Raw genomic sequence first — 18,155 nt, 5'->3', positions numbered from 1 at the left:
GACGTGACGGTAAGGAGCCCGCGTGCTGACTGACGAGGAGGCCGCCGCCCTCGGCGCGGTCGACGAGGCGGCCATCGGCCGGACCCTGCTCGAACTGCTGGCGATCCCCAGTGTCACCGGGAGTGCCGCCGAGTCGGAGCTCCAGCACCATCTGGCCGGGCAGCTGGAGCGGCTCGGGCTGGACGTGGATCTGTGGTCCATGGACCTGCCCGCGCTGCTCGCGGACCCGGCCTTCCCCGGCATGGAGGTGCCGCGCGAGGAGGCGTGGGGCCTGGTGGGGCACACGGCGGGCGGCGACGGCGACGACGGGCCGACGCTGGTCCTGCAGGGGCACGTGGACGTCGTACCGCCAGGGGACCTCGCCGCCTGGGAGGGGGATCCGTTCGTGCCGAGAGTGACCGGGGACGTCGTGCACGGGCGCGGGGCCTGCGACATGAAGGCCGGGCTGGTGGCGCACCTCGCCGCCCTGGCGGCGGTACGGGCGGCCGGGGTGCGGCTGCGCGGCCGGGTCGCCGTGCACTTCGTGGTCGGCGAGGAGGACGGCGGTATCGGTGCCTTCGGGACCCTGCGGCGCGGGCACCGGGGAGACGCCTGTGTCATCACCGAGCCGACCGCCGGAACCCTCATCACCGCGAACGCGGGCGCCCTGACCTTCCGTGTCACCGTCCCCGGCAAGGCGGCACACGCGAGCTCCCGGGACGCCGGGGTGAGCGCGATCGACGCGTACCTGCCGCTGCACCAGGCCCTCGCCCGCCTGGAGACGGCCCGTAACGCCAACCCGTCCCCGCTGATGGCCGAGTATCCGATCCCCTACGCCCTGTCCGTCGGCACCCTGCGCTCGGGCGACTGGGCGAGCAGCGTTCCGGACCTGCTGGTCGCCGAGGGCCGGCTGGGCGTCCGCCTCGGTGAGGACCCGGCGGACGCCCGCGCCGAACTGGAACGCTGTGTGGCCGAGGCCTGCGCCGCCGATCCCTGGCTGCGGGACCGTCCGGCGACGGTGAGCTGGACGGGCGGTCAGTTCGCCAGTGGCAGCCTGACCGAGGGGCATCCCCTGCGGGACGTGGTGCGCGACGCCTGCACCGACGCGAACGGCTGGGCCTCCCGGCCCCGGGAGCGCGGCGCTCCGTACGGGAGCGACCTGCGGCTCTATGCCGGGGCCGGGATACCGACGCTGCAGTTCGGGCCGGGCGACGTGCGGGTGGCGCACAGCGCCGAGGAGCGGGTGTCCGTGAGCGACGTGGTGGGTGTGGCACGGACGCTGGTGCTCACTGTGCTGCGGACGGTGGGGACGAGGTGACCTCCGCGCAGGGCGCCTGCCTGCGCCGGGTGAAGGACGGGAGCGCGGGCGCGGTGAGGAAGCCCTCCGCCCGCGCGCTCGCCAGCCCGATGCGCGGGATGTCGCTGCTCTTCGCGAAGAGCAGGTAGCGCGGCTCCCACACCGGTCGGTACTTGGCATTGGCGCGGTACAGCGACTCGATCTGCCACCAGCGTGAGAAGAAGGTGAGAGTCGAGCGCCACAGGCGCAGGACAGGGCCGGCGCCGAGGCGGGAGCCGCGTTCGAAGACCGAGCGGAACATCGCGAAGTTCAGCGAGACCCGTCGGACGTCCAGGTCCTTCGCCCGCAGCAGGAGTTCCACGACCATGTACTCCATCAGGCCGTTCTCGCCGTCGCGGTCGCGGCGCATCAGGTCGAGCGAGAGGCCGTGCTCGCCCCAGGGGACGAAGCTGAGCAGGGCCCGGGGCTCGTCCTCGGCGTCCAGGCACTCCAGCATCACGCAACGGCCGTCGGACGGGTCGCCGAGGCGGCCCAGGGCCATGGAGAAGCCGCGTTCGGTGGCGCCGTCGCGCCAGTGGTCGGCGCGCTCGACGAGCAGGGCCATCTCGTCGTCGGGAATGTCCTCGTGGCGGCGGATGCGAACCGTGTACCCGGCCCGCTTGACCCGGTTGTGCGCCTGCCGTACGACGCGCATGGCCCGGCCTTCGAGGGTGAAGTCGGCGAGGTCCACGATGGCCTCGTCGCCCAGTTCCAGGGCGTCCAGGCCGTGCCGGGCGTAGATCGTGCCGGCCTCCTCGCTCGCGCCCATGACGGCGGGCGTCCAGGCGTGCCGGCGTGCCTCGGTGAGCCAGGCGTCGATGGCGCCGGGCCAGGCCTCCGGGTCGCCGATCGGGTCGCCGGAGGCGAGGCTGACGGCGCCGACGACGCGGTAGGTGACGGCGGCCTTGCCGGTGGGCGACCAGATGACGGCCTTGTCGCGGCGCAGCGCGAAGTAGCCGAGGGAGTCCCGGGCGCCGTGCTTGTCGAGCAGGCGGCGCAGCCGCTCCTCGTCCTCCGTGCTGAGCAGCCGGCGGCCGCGGGGCGAGCGGAAGCAGGCGTACAGGACGAGGCAGAAGGCCGCCGCGAGCATGATGTTGATGGCGATGTCGGTCCAGCGGGGCGCGTGCACGGCCTCGACGCGGTCGGCGAGCGGGCCGACGCTGATGCCCCGCAGGAGGGTGTAGGCGATCTCGTCGGTGATGCTCGCGCCCGGGAACTTGTTGGTGGCGTGCACGAGCAGGGTGCCGAGACCGCCGGTGACGAGGATGCCGCCCGCGCCGACGGCCAGGGCCAGCTTCGGGTTGGAGGGGTCGCCGACGGCGTTGAACTCACGGCGCCCGACGATCAGCGCGGCCACGAAGAGGCCGGTGAGGCCGGTGGAGACCCAGTTGAAGGCGTGCTCGCGGTACTCGTGCTGGGTGAGGGCGAGGACGTAGAGGCCGAAGAGGGGTCCGGCGAGCAGCAGGTTGGACACCCAGGCGGCCCGCTTGCGGCGCCGCATCACCAGCGCGAGGAACAGCGCGAGCGCGGCCGAGACCAGGCCGGCGGTGGCCAGGTACGGGGTGAAGAACTGGCCGGCGTGGTGCGCGTGCTGCCGGTGGAGGGTGAGGAGCCGGCCGGTGTTGTGCTCGTTGACCTCCTGCCGGAACGGCAGCGACATGACGGCCACGATGTTGAACACGGCCATGAGTCGCAGGTACCAGACCGTGGCCTGGGCGGCCCAGGCCCTGAGCCGGGACCGGTCGGCATCGGTGATTCGCTGTCGGGGCTTGCGCTGAGCGGGGACCTGTGGGGAAATCGGGGTCGGCCGCTGTGCGGGTGCGGGCATGGTGACTGGTCACCTTGGGGACGGGGACGGGGACGGACAACGCAGACCCTACAGCTTGTAAGGTAACCGGAGTACGGGCATACCGGGACTCACCCGGTTCGGTCCGGCCCTCGCCGCGCCGCCACCAGGTGCCACGCCAGGTTGCCGACCGCCGCGCCGGCCGTCACCACGGCGGCGATCACGCCCCCCGTGGCCAGCCCGTCACTGAAGAGGTGCGGCCGCTTGGCGAGGCTGTGGAGCCCGAAGCCGCACAGCTCGTACACGCCCACGGCGGCGATGACGAGGCTCACGACGAGCAGCGCGATCGTGGGTCCGAGGCTCACGGCGCCCTGCCCCGGCTGCGGTGCCTCCCGCGTCTCCGAGCCCTGCATGATTCCCCCGTCGAACCGGCTTCTGGCTTCTGGCTGTCAGCAGTTGGGAACCTACAGTATGTAGGGTCGGGATAGCGTAAGGCTGTGAAGATCTACATCAGCGCGGACATGGAAGGCATCACCGGACTCGTCGACGCGGACGACGTCCAGCCCGGCGGGCGGGACTACGAACGCGGCCGTTCGATGATGGCGCAGGACGTGAACGCCGCCGTCCTGGGCGCCCTGGCGGCGGGGGCGAGCGACGTACTTGTCAACGACGCCCACGGCCCCATGCGCAACATCCTGCCCGAGGCGCTGCACCCGGCCGCCCGCCTGGTACGCGGCAAGCCCAAGCAGATGTTCATGCTGGAGGGCCTTACCCCCGAGTACGACGCCGTGATCTGCGTCGGCTACCACTCCCGGGCGGGGGCGCCGGGCGTGCTCAGCCACAGCTTCATGGGCCACGAGATCGAGGACATATGGCTGGACGGCAGCCCGGTCGGCGAGATCGGACTGGCCCAGGCCACGGCGGCGGCACTCGGCGTCCCGGTGGTCGCCCTCACGGGTGACGACGTGGCCTGCGCGGAGGCGACGGCGTGGGACGACCGGATCGTCACGGTCCCCGTGAAGTACGCCCGCGACCGCTTCGCGGCGGAGCTGCGCCCCGAGGCCGAGGCGCGCCGGGCGGTGGAGGAAGCGGTCGCCACGGCCCTGTCGGCCGCGCCGCGGCGGCCTTCCGTCCCCGCGGGCGACCGCACCCTCACCGTCCGCTGGCAGTCGGCCTCCGTCGCCGCCACCCTCCCGGGAATCCCCGGCGTGACCGCCACGGACAGCCGTACGGTCGAGGCCCGCGGTCCGCTGCCCGCCCTCTACCGCCAGTTCGGCGTGTGGATGCGCGTGGCGGCCTCGCTCACCAACCAGCCGCCGTACTGCTGACGGAGCTCAGCCGAACCGGCCCGCCACGTAGTCGGCGGTCCGCTGGTCCACCGGGGAACCGAACATCTGCTCGGTGTCGCCGTGCTCGACGATGCCGCCCGGGGTGCCCTGCTCGGCGAGGAAGAACGCGCACTGCTGGGAGACACGGGCGGCCTGCTGCATGTTGTGGGTGACGATCACGACCGTCACCTGGCCGGCCAGCTCGTGGATGGTCTCCTCGACCCGGCGGGTGGAGGTGGGGTCGAGCGCGGAGCAGGGCTCGTCCATGAGCAGGACCCGGGGCCGTACCGCCAGCGCGCGGGCGATGCACAGACGCTGCTGCTGGCCGCCGGAGAGCGCGCCGCCGGGCTGGCGGAGCCGGTCCCGCACCTCCTTCCACAGGCCCGCGCGGGTCAGCGACTCCTCGACCAGCTCGTCCTTCGTACGGCGGCTCGCGCGCGTGCCCGTCAGCTTCAGGCCCGCCACCACGTTGTCGTAGATCGACATCGCCGGGAACGGGTTGGGCTTCTGGAAGACCATGCCGATCCGGCGGCGGGCGTCCGTCAGCCGGCGCTCGGGGGCGTAGATGTCCTCGCCCTCGAAGAGGACCTCGCCGCCGAAGGCCGATCCCGGGATCATCTCGTGCATGCGGTTCAGGGTGCGCAGGAACGTCGACTTGCCGCAGCCGGAGGGGCCGATCAGCGCCGTGACCTGGCCCGCGGGCATGGTCAGCGAGACGCGGCTGAGCACCTGGTGGGTGCCGAACCAGGCCGAGACGTCGCGGGCCTCCAGCGTGGCGGGGTTGGCGGTCGGGTCCGCGTGGACGGGGAGTACGGCGGTGTCGGTGACGGCGTCGGTCACGATGTCGGTCACGGTGTCGGTCACGGTCGGATACCTCGGTTCACAGCAGATTCGGCAGGAGTTCGGTGGTGCGCGTGGCGACCTGGAGGCCGAGCACCGCGACGACCGGGGCGAAGACGATCCACGTCTGGTGGCGGCCCCAGCGGTGCCAGGTCCACACGGCGGCGACGGCGGCCAGGAGCAGCGCCTGCAGCCACATCACCAGCGGCCACGGCACACCGGAGGGGTGGGCCAGCGGCTCCTCGGACTCCGGCAGGGTGCCGGAGCGGATGACGGCCGCCGGGGTCTGGAAGGGCGCGGAGACCAGGTCGGCGTCCACGCGCAGGACACCGGCCGGCATGAAGCGGGGGCCGGTGGCGGTGATGAGCACGAGGCGGCCCTTGCCCGAGGCCAGCGCGCCGGGCGCCGGGTCACCTGCCCGCCGTACGTCGGCGACCTGGTACTTGGCCTTGCCCTGACCGGTGGTCACGGTGAACGTGTCGCCCTCGGCCAGATCGGCGAGGTGCCCGAAGGGGCCGCCGTAGGCCGCCGCGCGGCCCATCAGCACGCTGGTGCCGGCCTGTCCGGGCATCGGGGTGTCCCGACGGTGGCCGGGACCGTCGGTCAGCACGCCCGAGTCGGTGCCTTCGAGGACGACCTGGCTCAGGTCGAGCGCGGGGATGTCGATCAGCGCGACCGGGGTGCCGGGCGCCAGCAGCCTGCCCTGCTGGTCGGCCTGGGACACCGGGGCCGTGCCCAGCGCCAACTGCTTGCGCAGGTCGTCGAACGCGGCGTGCTGGGCGGAGTGTTCCTGGGCGGCGCTGACCAGGAGCAGCTGGGCGGTGATGCCGAGCAGCAGGGCGGCGAGGCTGAGCAGGCCGCCGCGGGCGAGGTGGCGGACGGCGGTGAGGCTCCGGACACGCGTGCGCGGCGCGGCCGGTGCCAGTCTGGTCTGTGCGGCGACGGTCACGGCGGCCCGCCTCCTTTGCTGAAGTTCGAGGGGGCTGCCGGGGAGACAGGAGCCGTCTCCCCGGCAGCCGAGCGGATCAGGTGGACTTGATGGTGAAGTTCGCGCCGCTCTTCGAGCTCACCGTCGAGGAGCCCGCGTAGTTCGCGTGCAGCGTGTGCTTGCCGCGGCTCAGCTTCGGCAGGGTGATGGTCACCTTGCCGCCGCTCAGCGTGCCGGTGGCGAGCACCTTGGTGCCCTCGTAGATGCGCACGGTGCCGGTCGGGGTGGTGCCGGTCGCGGTGACCTTCACGGTGACCTTGGCGTGGGCGGTGTGGCTCACGGTGGACGGCGCGGTGCTGCTGATGGACGGCGTCGCCTTGGTGATCTTCAGGGAGACCGTCTGGGAGGACGCGTTGAGGTTGGAGTTGCCCGCGTAGGAGACGGACAGGGAGTGCGTGGCGACCTTGAGGTGGTTCGACAGGCCGAGGGTGACCTTGCCGGAGGCGTCCAGGGTGCCGGTGCCCAGGACCGTGCTGCCCTCCTTCACCGTGACCTTGCCGGTGGGGGCGACCCCGTGCGAGCCGGTGACGGTGACGACGACCTTCGGCGTCTTGCCGTACGCCGTCGTCGCGGCGGTCGCCGTGGTGGCGCTCGCGTACTTGACGGAGCCGCTCCAGGTGGCGGCGGCACCCGTGCCGTTGAGGTTGGCGCCGGCGACCGTGGCGGTGTAGCTGCCGTTGGCCAGACCGGTGAAGGTGTACGACGTGGCGGTGGCCGGGACGTCCTTGACGGCCACGACGGCGCCGTCCGAACCGGTCAGGGTGAGCCGGTAGTCGGTGAGCGGCAGACCGGTGGCGGCCGGGGCGGTCCAGGACAGCTTCAGGCTCGCGTCGCCGGTGGTGGCCTTGGCGACGGGCGCGGCGGGCACGGAGGCGTCGACGCCCGACTCCTCCAGGCCGCCCAGCTTGGCGTGCTTGGCCACGCTGACCGAGCCGTTGTACGACTCGTTCACGAAGCCGAAGGCGGAGATGACCTTCTCGGCGTCGTCCGAGGCCAGCGCGGCGGAGTGGCTGCCGGTGGTGACGAAGACGTCGTAGAGGTCCTTGTCGAAGAAGACGCTGGTCGGGTCGATCGCCCGGCTCGGGACGACGTTGTAGACGTCACGGCCGAAGGTGGCGTTCTCGTAGTAGCCGCCGACCGGGGTGAGCTTGCCGTTGACCGTGGTCACCGGGCTGGTGGCACCCGTGTCACCGGGCAGCTGCACGGCGGCGAGGTGACCGCCCGCGGCCGCCGAGGACTTGCTGAAGTCGGGGGCCACACCGTTGTTCTGGGCGATCCAGGAGCCCACGGAGAACGGGACGAGCGCGCCGTCCTCGGTGAGGGCCGCGTTGCCCTGGTTCTCCTGGACGGTCGGGATGGTCGGGGAGAGCGTCGCGTCGGTCAGGCCGATCGCGCCGAGGAAGAACTTGCGGGTGCCGGAGCCGCTCTGCGGGATCTTCGGGTGCACGGTCTGGCCGTTCACCGTGGTGAGCGTGCCGGAGTAGATGTCGTGCAGCTGGTCCACGGTCAGCGTGTCCAGGGCGGAACCCTTGACCGCGACGCCGACCGCGTCCCGGGCGAACGGGATGTAGGTGAGCGCGGTGCCGGAGGTGGACGGACCGCTGGAGGAGCGGGCGAAGTCGACCTGGCCCTTGATGGAGACACCGGAGGAGTCCGGGTACTTGTCGCCGGTCAGCGACTCGCTCAGGGCGAGACGGCCCTTGCCGGAGCCGTTCGGGCGCAGGAAGGACGGGCCGCCGGAGCGGGTGGTGATGCTGGAGGTGGTGGAGCCGGTGCCGGGCTCGATCGCGTCGTACGAGGCGACGCCCGCGCCGCTCGCGGACTTCACGGCGGTCGCGGCGTAGCTGGTGCCGTTGACCGTGTCACCCGCAAGGGCGTTCAGCACGTCCTGGGTGGTGTCCGAGCCCACGCCGACCAGCTGGCGGAAGGTTCCGCCGGTCGGGTCGGCGGACGCGGGAGTGGCGAGAGCCAGGCCGCCGGCCACCACGGCCGCGGCGACGAGCGCCGCCGAAGAGCGCATGTTGCGCATCGAAGTTCTCCTGACGAGAGCTTGGAGGAGAGAGGGAACTGGAGGGATCTGGCAGGGTGGTACGGACCGTCCGCCCCGACTGCCTTTCGGGGCGGGCGGCCCTCTTCAGGGGCGCCGCGTGGGCGCCCCGGTCTCAGGGCAGCCGCTTGCGCAGCCGCTCCGGCAGGGTGAACTCCGGCAGGACGGTCACCGTCCGCCCGCCGGGCAGCGGCACCCGCAGGGGGAGCCGCAGCCTGCCGCCGCCCGCGAAGGGCGCGCCCACACCGGCGACGGCGCCGAGCGCGGCACCCACCGGGACGGCGTACCGCAGCGGGTTGGCCGGGTCGGCCGGGGTGTTTCCGGCTGCCGTGGTCTGCACGGCCTTCCCGCCGTCGTACGAGGCATGGGCGCTGGGCCTGGCGCTGGAGCCGCCGCCCGCTCCCGCGCCGCCGTCGCCCGACGGGCCGCCGGAGAGGGTGCCGCCCGAACCGTTGCCGGTGCCGCCGGTCCCGCTGCCGCCGGTCCCGTTGCCGCCGGTGTCCCCGCCGGTACCGCCGCCGTCCCCGCCGGAGGAGGCCGGTCCCGTGTAGTGCAGGAGCGCGTCGGCGGCGTGGACCGTGCGCTTGCGCAGGCTGCTGGACAGCGGGGCGTAACCGGCCGGCAGACGGCCCGGGTCGGCGCCGCTGACCTGCCCGGCGCCGGCCGCGTACGTCAGCAACGCCGCGTAGTCCTTGCGGTCGTCCGCCTTCACCGCGCCGGGCCGAACGGCCGCGTACACCAGCTGGGCGAGCGGGTAGCCGCCCTTCGCCGTGACGTTCGCGGGGCTGATCTCGGCGACGTCCTTGCCGGAGGCGCTCTTCGCGGCCTCGCTCAGGGACGTGGTGGTGGGGGCGACGAACCGGCCGGAGCTGTTGCGCAGCTCGGCGGTCTGCAGACCGTAGCGCTCGGCCGAGGCCGCGTCGGTGACGGTGATGACGAACCGGGAGCCGACGGTCTGCGGGCCGGGGCTCTTGTACGCGGGCGGGCTGGCCAGCGGGTCCCAGGTCGACTTCCACAGGGTGTCGGCGCGCCGGGTGCGCAGGGCGCCGCCGTGCATGTCGTCGACGTACGGGTGGAAGTCGGTCATGCACTGCGGCTTGTCCTTGGGCGCGTCGGAGCCCGGCGGGACCGTGCACCAGGGGTCGCTCTTGGGGTACTCGTCGGTGTGCGACGGGGCGAAGGCGACACCGTTAGGGTTCAGGTCCGCGTTGGTGCTGTAGTACGGGTTGACCCGCATGCCCCAGTCGTCGGAGACCCCGGAGAGGAACTGCCGGGCCTCCTTGTCGGTCTGGATCCACTGCCACAGCGCGCGGGCCGTGTCCGAGTGACCCAGCGAGGTGAGCAGATCCGTGTCGGTGGCCGGAGTCTCGGCGACCGAGAGGTACGCGAACTCCGGGTTGAGGGAGATGAACTCGGGGTCGCTCGCCAGGCCCGCCGGGTTGTTCTTCGCCCAGCCGTAGCCCTTGGCCACCTTGTCGCCGAGCACCGAGCCCCAGGTGGAGTTGCGGTACGACTCGGTGAGCAGCTTGGCGACCAGGCGCGGCGACAGCTTGATCGACTCGACCTTGGTGCCCGCGAGTTTCCTGGTGTCCTCCGGTGCCCCGGCCTTGGGCCGGCGTTCGATCGTGAACCCGATGACGGCTCCCGAGAGCGCGACGGGCGCGTACGTCGTCGTGCCGGACGGCGCGGTGGTGCCGTCGTCGGCGCCCAGGGCGCGGGTGGTGAAGGCGAGGCCGGAGGAGCCTTCGGCGGTGATCCGGGCGCGCGCGTCGGGCTCACCCAGTTCGGTGTAGCCGTAGACCTTGCCGGACGGGCACAGGGCGCCCTGCCAGCTGGTCATGGCGTCGGCGGCGAGCTCGCTGCCGAGGGTGGGGCGCTCCTTGGCGCCGAGGGCACAGTTGGTGCCGACCGAGTTGAAGCCCAGCGGGATCGCGATGCGGTTCTGCCAGTTGGTGGAGGACACCGGGGAGCCCGCGTTGACCTGGCTGTGGTCCTGGTAGGGCTTGCCGTCGAGGTCGAGGTGGCCCTGCGGGACGATCACCAGCCAGCAGGAGCGCGGCTTTCCGGAGCCGCTCTGGGTCGGCGCGCCGCAGCCCAGGTGCGGGGCCTCGTTCGCGGTCTGCGCCTCGAAGAACTCCCGGCCGGTGCCGTCGGCACCGGTGCGGGCGAAGTCGACCTCGTTGGTGGTGTTGCGGTTGAAGAAGGCGTTGTTCTGGGTGCCGGTGGTGATCGTCGTGCCGTCCACCGACTTGAAGGGCACCTCGCCCGGGGCGTTGGGGTTGGCCGCCCCGTAGCGGTTGTCCTGGCCGTAGTTGGTCGGATCGGCGTTGTAGAAGATCTGGCGCGTGTCGTCCTGCCCGTTGCCGGGCCAGCTGCCCCGGTCGGTGGTCGGGGAGGCGCCGAACTGGCACTGGGTGCGCGGCGGGCCGGGGTTGGACGGGACGGTGCCGTCGTCGTCGCCCCAGCACTGCATGATCTGCACGAAGTCGGTGTTGAACTGGGTGCCGGCGAAGGTGGTCGGGGTGCCGCCGGTCCAGGAGACGGTGATCGCCTGGCTGGTGAGGTGGGTGGTCTGGTCGACCGTGAACCTCATGTCCTTGAACTCGCCGCGGCCGGGGACGGTGACGGCGGAGTTGGTGGCGGGCGCGGCGGTGGCGGACGGTGCCGCCTGGGCGACGGCGAGTCCGGCCAGGGCGCCGACTGTGGCACCGGCGAGGAGACGCACCAGGACGTTGCGAACGCGGCTCATCGGGAACGTCCCTCCCCCGCAACGCCGTTGTCCCGGGTGGCGGCGACCAGCCGCGACACGACCGAGGGCAGCAGGAGCAGTCCGAGGACCAGGAAGGCGGCCAGCAGCATCAGCGTCTGCGTGCTGGTCCAGCCGTGGTCGGCGGCCACCGCGACCGGCTGGGCGAGGGCGACCGTTCCGTCGGCGGCCGTACCGCCGGTGCCGGAGCCGCCGCCCGAGGCGCCGCCCGGGGCGATGGTCTGCCCGGTGTCCGGGTCGACGGACGGCCGGCCGCTGCCCCCGGTGCCCCCGGTGCCGCCACCCGCCGTACCGCTGCCGCCGGTGCCGCCACCCGCCGTACCGCTGCCGCCCGTCGAACCGCCGGCGGAGCCGCCCGACGTACCGCCCGAACCACCGGACCCGCTGCCCGTCTGGGCGCCGCCGCTGCCCGTCGTGCACGGCGGGGCGCCCTTCTTGTCGCAGGCCGCCGGGTAGGGCGCGGTGTCGGCCAGCTTGTTGTGGCCGTCGGCGGTGAAGGTCGGGTTGTTGCAGCCCTTGATGTTGATGTTCTGCGTGTGCACGCCCGGGATCCGGCGGATCTGGTCGAAGCCCGCCTTCACCAGGTTGATCGGCAGCGGCGAGTAGCCGAGCTGGGGTGCCTGCTGCTGGCCCTGGCACATGAAGTAGTAGGAGAACGCGCCGAGCGTCTTGCCCTTGGCCTGGGTGAAGGTGCCCTGCACCTTCAGCGGCAGGATCATGTACGAGTAGCTGGACAGCGGGTAGTTGCGCTTGTCGCTGTCGTTGTAGACGCCCTCCAGCTGCTGCGTGAGGTAGTCCGGCGAGCTCTTGTCGGTGTTGATCCTCGCCTTGAGCAGCGAGACCGCGACGTTCTGCGGGGTCGGCTCGGTGTAGTAGCCCGAGTGGTTCAGGACCTTGGCGACCGGATAGTGCGCGTTGAGGGCGTACGAGTAGTTGACGTAACCGATCGCGCCCTCGCCGTAGTTCTGGGCGACGTAACCCGCCACACCGAGGTCGCCGGACTGGGCGATCATGCCGGAGACGGTCGGGTAGTACGAGGTCTGCCCACAGGCACCGGAGCGTCCGACGCGGCGGCAGTAGGCCTGCCACAGCGCCTTGTGCTGGTTGGCCATCCACATCGTGAACTGGGCGGTGGAGCCGGAGCCGTCGGAACGGACGACGGGCACGACGGTGCGGTGCGGGAGCTGGAGCCCGGGGTTGTCGGCCTTGATGGCCGGGTCGTCCCAGGTCTTGATGACCCCGGTGAAGATCTTGGTGACGACGTCACCCGACAGCCGGAGGTTGGTGACCCGCTTGCCGTTGACCGTCAGGTGGTACATGAAGACGGTGCCGCCGGCCACGATCGGCATGTAGGCGTACGACCCCGGGGCCGGCCGCTCCGCCGCGGACCCGTCGGTCGGGTGGGTCTGGAACGGGATGTCCGACACCGCGAAGTCGACGGTACCGCTGAGGAACTGGCGGCGGCCGTCGGACGATCCGGTACCGGCGTACGAGATCCGCATGCCGTACTGGTTCACGGCCCGGCGCCACTCGTCGACGGCGTTCTCGGCCCAGGTGGAGCCGGCACCGGCGATCGGCGTGTAGCTGTCGGCGGCTGCGGGGGCGGCCATGGGGCCCGCCAGCAGCCCGCCGAGCACCCCGAGCGTCGCGCCCAGGGTCCCCAGCGCCCGCAGGCGCCGGAGACGGTTGATGAGGTGACTGAGCATCAGACGTTGTCTCCGGGGGTCTCGCCCGGGGTGTCTCCGGGGGCGGGTTCGGGGGCGGGTACGGGTGCGTCTGCGGTCGCGGACTCGGTGGGGAGGGCGGTGGCCCCGGGAGCCTGCCGGGGTGCGTCCGCGGGTTCGGGGTACGAGGCGCCCTGGGACTCGGGATCCGACGCCCCCTCGGACTCGGGGCGCGGCACGTCTACGGACTCGGGGCGCGGCACGTCTACGGACTCCTGGCCGGTGGTTGCACCGGACTCCTGGCCGGTGGCGGTGTCGGCCTTGGTGAGCCGGGCCTTCGGGGCCCCGGTCCGGGGGACGGTCCCGGACCCGGCCGGCGCGGCACCCCCGGACCCGGCCGGCGCGGCACCCCCGGACCCGGCCGGGGACGTCGATACGGACGCGTCCGGCACGGTGCTCTCGGTACCGGTCGGGGCCGTGGCTCCGGACCCGGTCGGCGCGGCACCCCCGGACCCGGCCGGGGACGTCGATACGGACGCGTCCGGCACGGTGCTCTCGGAACCGGTCGGGGCCGTGGCTCCGGACCCGGCCGACGCGGTGCTCTCGGAACCGGTCGGAATCATCGCTCCGGATCCGGCCGACACAGCGGCGTCGGACCCGGTCGGCACGGCATCCCCGGACCCGGTCGGCACGGCGTCTTCGGAGCTGGTCGGCTGCAAGTGGTCGGGCTCCGTCTGAGCCAGGCCCTCGAACAGGGACAGTCCCGGCGTGTGCAGTTCCGCGAAGCGGGCGGTGTCGCGGCGGGAGGCGCGGGCCGCCCCGCGGGCCTGGCGCTTGGTCTGGTGGCCGGGGCCGCGGCCGCCGATCACGCGGGCGATCGCGAAGAGCACCAGCACCAGCGCCATCAGCACGGCCGCCGCGCCGAAGCCGCGCGCGATCATCGCGGGCTCGGGCGACTTGACGAAGTTGAAGACGGCCAGCGGCAGCGAGATCATCGGCCCGCTCGTCGGGTCGCCGTTGAGCGCCGCCGTGAAGCCCGCGGTGAGCAGCACGGGCGAGGTCTCGCCGATGCCGCGCGCGGTGCCGAGGATGACGGCGGTCGCAAGGCCGGAACGGGCCGTCGGCAGTACGACGTGCCAGACCGTCCGCCAGCGCGGAGCGCCGAGCGCCTCCGCGGCCTCCGTGAGCGTGCCCGGCACCAGGCGCAGCACGACGTCCGACGCCCGGATCACGATCGGCAGCATCATCACGCTGATCGCGAAGCCCGCCGCGAGCCCCGACTTCTGCATGCCGAGGCCCAGGATCCAGGTGGCGTACACCATCAGACCGGCGACGATCGACGGCAGCGCGGTCATCGCCTCGACGATGGTCCGTACGAACCGCGAGAAGCGCCCGGGGATCTGGTTGAGGTAGACCGCGCAGGCCAGCCCCAGCGGCACCGTGATCAGCAGCGCGATGGCGATCATGATGAGGCTGCCGAGCATCGCGTGGGCGATACCGCCGTTGCTGAGCGGGTCGAGCGGGCCCGCCGCCTGCATGTCCTGGGTGAAGAAGTTGCCGTGCGGCAGCGCCTCCCGCCCGCGCCAGGCGGTGAAGCCGACGACCAGGGCGAGTGCGAGGAACAGCAGCGAGGCCGCCGTCCACAGCACGACGGTCATCACCCGGTCCAGGACGGCCTGCCCGTTCTCCTCCAGGCTGGTCAGCACCGCGTAGACGGCGAGGAAGGCGAGGTACGCGGTGACGGTGAAGCCCAGCGCACCGGAGAACGGCGCGAGTTCGCCGAAGAGCAGCACGGCGACACACAGCCCCGAGGCCGCGGCCCCGAACAGGGACAGCACACCGGAGCGGGTGAGCCCGCCCACGCGGCGCGGCACGTCGGGGAGCTGTTCGACGGGCACGGGCGCCGTGTCCGTCACGGCCGGCACCGGCACCGGCACCGGCACCGGAAGGGGCGCGGTCTCTTCTACGACGGTCATCTCATGCCTCGCTCTGCGCGCCGGACCGGGAGCGGGCCACGATGGAGGAAGCGGTGAAGTTGACCGCCAGGGTGAGCAGGAACAGCGCCAGGCCCGCCGCCATCAGCGCCGACATTCCGAAGGTCGAGGCATCGCCGTAGTGCAGGGCGATGAGGGAGGAGACGGAGTTCGAGCCCGTCTGCAGGATGTGCGGCTGGATGGTGAAGACCGGCGAGATGATCAGGTACACGGCGATGGTCTCGCCGAGCGCCCGCCCGAGCCCCAGCATCGTGCCGCCGATGATGCCGCCCTTGCCGTACGGCAGGACGACCGCGCGGATCATCCCCCAGCGGGTGGCGCCGAGCGCGTACGCGCCTTCCCGCTCACCGGCCGGAGCCTGCGCGAACACCTCGCGCATCACCGAGCACTGGATCGGCGCGACCATCAGCGCGACGACGATGCCGGCGACGAACGTGGAGGCCGTGTAGACGCTGTCGGAGGCCAGCGGCTCGCCCGGCTGGGTGCCGTCCACCTTGAAGAGCGGGATCCACCCGAGCCAGTCGGACAGCCAGCGGGACAGCCCGATCACGTGCTGCTGGAGGAAGAACAGCCCCCACAGGCCGTACACCACCGAAGGCACGGCCGCCATCAGGTCGACCATGGTCACGAGGGTGCGGCGCAGCGGGCGCGGGGCCACGTCGGAGATGAACAGCGCGGTGCCCACGGCCAGCGGCACGGAGATCGTCACCGCGACGCCGGCGATCAGCAGGGTGCCGGTGAGCACGGCCGCGATACCGAAGTTGTGGACGTCCGGCTGCCATTCGGCGGTCGTCAGGAACGCCCAGACGCCTCTGGTGCGCAGCGCCTGACCGGCCCTCAGGAGCAGGAACAGCCCGACGGCCGCCATGATCCCGAGGACCACGACACCCGTGGCCGTCAACTGGAACCGGAAGATCCGGTCACTGAGCCCTCTGGCCGTGTACGGCCGTCTGGGCACGGGTCTCGCGGGCTCCGGCCCGCCGAAGCCCTCTTGCGCGGACGCCACTTGGGTCCCCCCAATACGGAAACGACTCTCCCCGCACGGCCCCGATCGGGTGCCGTGCGGGGAGAGTCAATGGCTGGTTTCTTTCGCTTCAGCGCGACGAACATGACCGAAGCGTGAACGGTTCATGCCATTTCAGTGGGGGAGGTGTGTGTGGCTGTGCCAGTTGGGACTACGGTGCCGCCTTTCAGGCCCCGCCCCGTGACCCGCCCCGGGTCCCGCCGTCCGCGATGCCCCCGCCGACCGTGAACCCGATGACCGACCCGCCCCCGTCCCGCCGGAGGGCGAACGGCGCCCCGCCGTGCGCCATGGCCACCTCACGGACGATGGACAGGCCGAGGCCGGAACCGGGCAGGGAGCGGGCGTCGGCGGCGCGGTAGAAGCGGTCGAAGATGCGCACGAGGTCGCCGTCGGCGATACCGGGCCCGCGGTCCAGGACCTCGACGCGGACCGGGCCGACATGGGTCCCCCTCGTCCGAGCGGAGTCGGGAACTCGGGGAAGATCGGGCCCGGTGACGTCGACCTCGATGGGCGCCTCGCCGCCGCGGTCGAACTTGGCGGCGTTCTCGACGAGGTTGGAGATGGCGCGCTGGAGCATGCCGGGCCGCCCGTCCGTGCTGGTGTCGCCGCTCGTCCGCAGCACGATGTCGCGCCCGGTACGGCGCCGGGCGAGCCCCACGACGTCCTCGGCGAGGTCGGCGAGGTCCACCCGCTGCGGCGGCTCGCTGTCGGACTGCCCGGCGGCCAGGTCGACGAGCTCGTTGACCAGGTCGGTCAGCTCGCGGGCCTCCTGGGTGAGGTCGGCGACGAGATCGTCACGGGTGGCGGGCGGGAGCTCGTCGATACGACGCAGCAGGGAGATGTTCGTGCGCAGGGAGGTGAGCGGGGTGCGCAGCTCGTGGCCCGCGTCCTGGACCAGGCGGCGCTGGTCCTCCTCCGACTGGGCCAGGCGCCCCAGCATCCGGTCGAAGGCCCGGCCCAGACGCCCGACCTCGTCGAAGCCGGCGACGGGCACCTCGATGCCCAGCCGGCGGGTGCGGGCGACGTCCTCGGCGGCCGAGGTGAGCACGACCAGGCGCCTGGTGATACGGCGGGCCAGCCACCAGCCGAAGAGGCCCGCGGCGACCACGACGGCGGACATGAGCGCGAGCGTCCGCTGCTGCAGCGCCCGCAACAGGTCCTCGGTGTCGCTGAACTCCTGCGCGACCTGCACCGCGCCCCGCCCGTCGCCGAGCGAGACGGTGGCGACGCGGAAGAGGTCCGAACCGACCGAGACGTCCTTGTACTCGACCGTCCTCCCGGCCGCCGCGGCGGTGGCCATGGCCCTGTCACGGGCGGTGACGGGCAGCACCGGGCTTCCGTGGTCGACGATCTGCCCCTTCGCCCCGAGCACCTGGACGTCGGTCCTGGCGGGCCGTACGAGGTCGTGCCCCGGCCGGGAGGAGCTGAAGTCCTCCGGCACCATCTCGTGCTGCCGCACCTCGTCCTTCACGTCCTGCACGACCTGCGTGAACACCGACTGCTGGTCCACGCGCACCAGACGGGCCGCGGCACCGTAGGACAGGATGCCGACGAGGATCGTGACGGCGGCGGTGACCGCCGCGAAGGACACCGCGAAGGTGGTACGCAGCGACACGAGCTTGGGCCGGCGCTGGGCCAGCAGCCGCCGCAGGCGGCGCACTCAGTCCTCCCGTAGCACGTAACCCACGCCCCGCACGGTGTGGATCAGCTGCGGGGCGTCCGGCTCGTCGAGCTTGCGGCGGAGGTAGCCGACGTAGACGGCGAGGTTCTTGGAACCGGGCCCGAAGTCGTAGCCCCAGATCCGGTCGTAGATGGTGGAGTGGTCGAGCACGATCCCCGCGTTGCGGACCAGCAGCTCCAGCAGCTCGAACTCGGTGCGGGTGAGCTCCAGCTCCCGCGTACCGCGCCAGGCCCGGCGCGCCTGGAGGTCCATGCGCAGCCCGGCGGCCTCGACCTGCCGGTCGGAGATGTGCACGTCCCTGGCCGCGTCGCCGCCACCGCTGCCATTGCCGCCGGCGCCTACGGCGCCCACCGGGCTGGTGCGGCGCAGGAGGGCGCGGAGCCGGGCGAAGACCTCCTCGACGTCGAACGGCTTGACGACGTAGTCGTCGGCACCGGCGTCCAGGCCCGCGATGCGATCGGCCGTCTCCACCAGCGCGGTGAGCATCAGGATGGGCGTGCGGTCGCCCTCGGCGCGCAGCACCCGGCACACCTGCAGCCCGTCGATGCCCGGCATCATCACGTCGAGGAGGAGCACGTCCGGCGGGGTGCGGTGGGCCTGCGCCAGGGCTTCCACGCCGTCGGCGACCGCCGTCACCTCGTAGCCCTCCAGGCTCAGGGCACGCTCCAGGGCATGACGGATGGCACGGTCGTCTTCGGCGAGCAGCACAGTCTGGGGCACG

13 protein-coding genes are annotated in these 18,155 nt (G+C 72.5%); 2 read left to right on the top strand and 11 right to left on the bottom strand.

Annotation, left to right across the window (positions count from 1 at the left end):
• Positions 1-22 precede the first annotated feature (22 nt).
• Positions 23-1,297 (top strand): ArgE/DapE family deacylase, encoded by a 1,275-nt coding sequence (locus ACIPSA_RS39470; RefSeq protein WP_402643967.1) that lies wholly within the window; start codon positions 23-25, stop codon positions 1,295-1,297.
• On the opposite strand, the gene ACIPSA_RS39465 is transcribed toward ACIPSA_RS39470, so the two are convergent.
• Together ACIPSA_RS39465 and ACIPSA_RS39460 are read right to left on the bottom strand one after the other, a co-directional pair.
• Positions 1,266-3,143: a phosphatidylglycerol lysyltransferase domain-containing protein gene (locus tag ACIPSA_RS39465; protein WP_402643965.1), complete on the bottom strand. Its 1,878-nt coding sequence runs from the start codon at positions 3,141-3,143 to the stop codon at positions 1,266-1,268. The two genes, ACIPSA_RS39470 and ACIPSA_RS39465, sit on opposite strands and share 32 nt — an antisense overlap.
• A gap of 89 nt (positions 3,144-3,232) precedes the next feature.
• Positions 3,233-3,514, bottom strand: coding sequence for a hypothetical protein (locus tag ACIPSA_RS39460; RefSeq protein ID WP_402643964.1), 282 nt, complete (start codon positions 3,512-3,514; stop codon positions 3,233-3,235).
• 84 nt (positions 3,515-3,598) lie between these two features.
• Here ACIPSA_RS39460 and ACIPSA_RS39455 point away from each other — a divergent pair, with 84 nt between their 5' ends.
• On the top strand, positions 3,599-4,429 hold the full coding sequence (locus ACIPSA_RS39455; RefSeq protein ID WP_402643961.1) for a M55 family metallopeptidase: 831 nt from the start codon (positions 3,599-3,601) through the stop codon (positions 4,427-4,429).
• A 6-nt stretch (positions 4,430-4,435) separates the two neighbouring features.
• Here ACIPSA_RS39455 and pstB read toward each other — a convergent pair whose 3' ends face one another.
• The 9 genes from pstB to ACIPSA_RS39410 form a co-directional block, all read right to left on the bottom strand.
• Entirely contained in the window at positions 4,436-5,200 is a 765-nt protein-coding gene (pstB, locus tag ACIPSA_RS39450) for a phosphate ABC transporter ATP-binding protein PstB (protein ID WP_402644259.1), read from the bottom strand.
• Between the two features lie 109 nt (positions 5,201-5,309).
• A complete protein-coding gene (locus tag ACIPSA_RS39445; protein ID WP_402643960.1) occupies positions 5,310-6,218 on the bottom strand; it encodes a sortase in 909 nt (302 codons plus the stop codon).
• Between the two features lie 76 nt (positions 6,219-6,294).
• Complete coding sequence (locus ACIPSA_RS39440) at positions 6,295-8,286, bottom strand: Ig-like domain repeat protein (protein WP_402643957.1); 1,992 nt, start codon at positions 8,284-8,286, stop codon at positions 6,295-6,297.
• A 133-nt stretch (positions 8,287-8,419) separates the two neighbouring features.
• Complete coding sequence (locus ACIPSA_RS39435) at positions 8,420-11,053, bottom strand: hypothetical protein (RefSeq protein ID WP_402643954.1); 2,634 nt, start codon at positions 11,051-11,053, stop codon at positions 8,420-8,422.
• Entirely contained in the window at positions 11,050-12,777 is a 1,728-nt protein-coding gene (locus tag ACIPSA_RS39430) for a phosphate ABC transporter substrate-binding protein PstS (protein ID WP_402643953.1), read from the bottom strand. The genes ACIPSA_RS39435 and ACIPSA_RS39430 overlap by 4 nt, the downstream gene beginning before the upstream one ends.
• Complete coding sequence (gene pstA, locus ACIPSA_RS39425; RefSeq protein WP_402643950.1) at positions 12,777-14,711, bottom strand: phosphate ABC transporter permease PstA; 1,935 nt, start codon at positions 14,709-14,711, stop codon at positions 12,777-12,779. The genes ACIPSA_RS39430 and pstA overlap by 1 nt, the downstream gene beginning before the upstream one ends.
• A 1-nt stretch (position 14,712) precedes the next feature.
• Complete coding sequence (gene pstC, locus ACIPSA_RS39420) at positions 14,713-15,687, bottom strand: phosphate ABC transporter permease subunit PstC (RefSeq protein ID WP_402643948.1); 975 nt, start codon at positions 15,685-15,687, stop codon at positions 14,713-14,715.
• A gap of 232 nt (positions 15,688-15,919) precedes the next feature.
• Positions 15,920-17,413: an ATP-binding protein gene (locus ACIPSA_RS39415; protein ID WP_402643945.1), complete on the bottom strand. Its 1,494-nt coding sequence runs from the start codon at positions 17,411-17,413 to the stop codon at positions 15,920-15,922.
• Positions 17,414-18,154, bottom strand: a complete 741-nt coding sequence (locus tag ACIPSA_RS39410; RefSeq protein ID WP_402643942.1) for a response regulator transcription factor — start codon at positions 18,152-18,154, stop codon at positions 17,414-17,416.
• Position 18,155: the final 1 nt, after the last annotated feature.

Source organism: Streptomyces sp. NPDC086549, assembly GCF_044746205.1.
Lineage (GTDB): Bacteria > Actinomycetota > Actinomycetes > Streptomycetales > Streptomycetaceae > Streptomyces.
The sequence above is the reverse complement of the archived record's forward strand: the minus strand, read 5'-3'. Positions and strand labels throughout refer to the sequence as shown.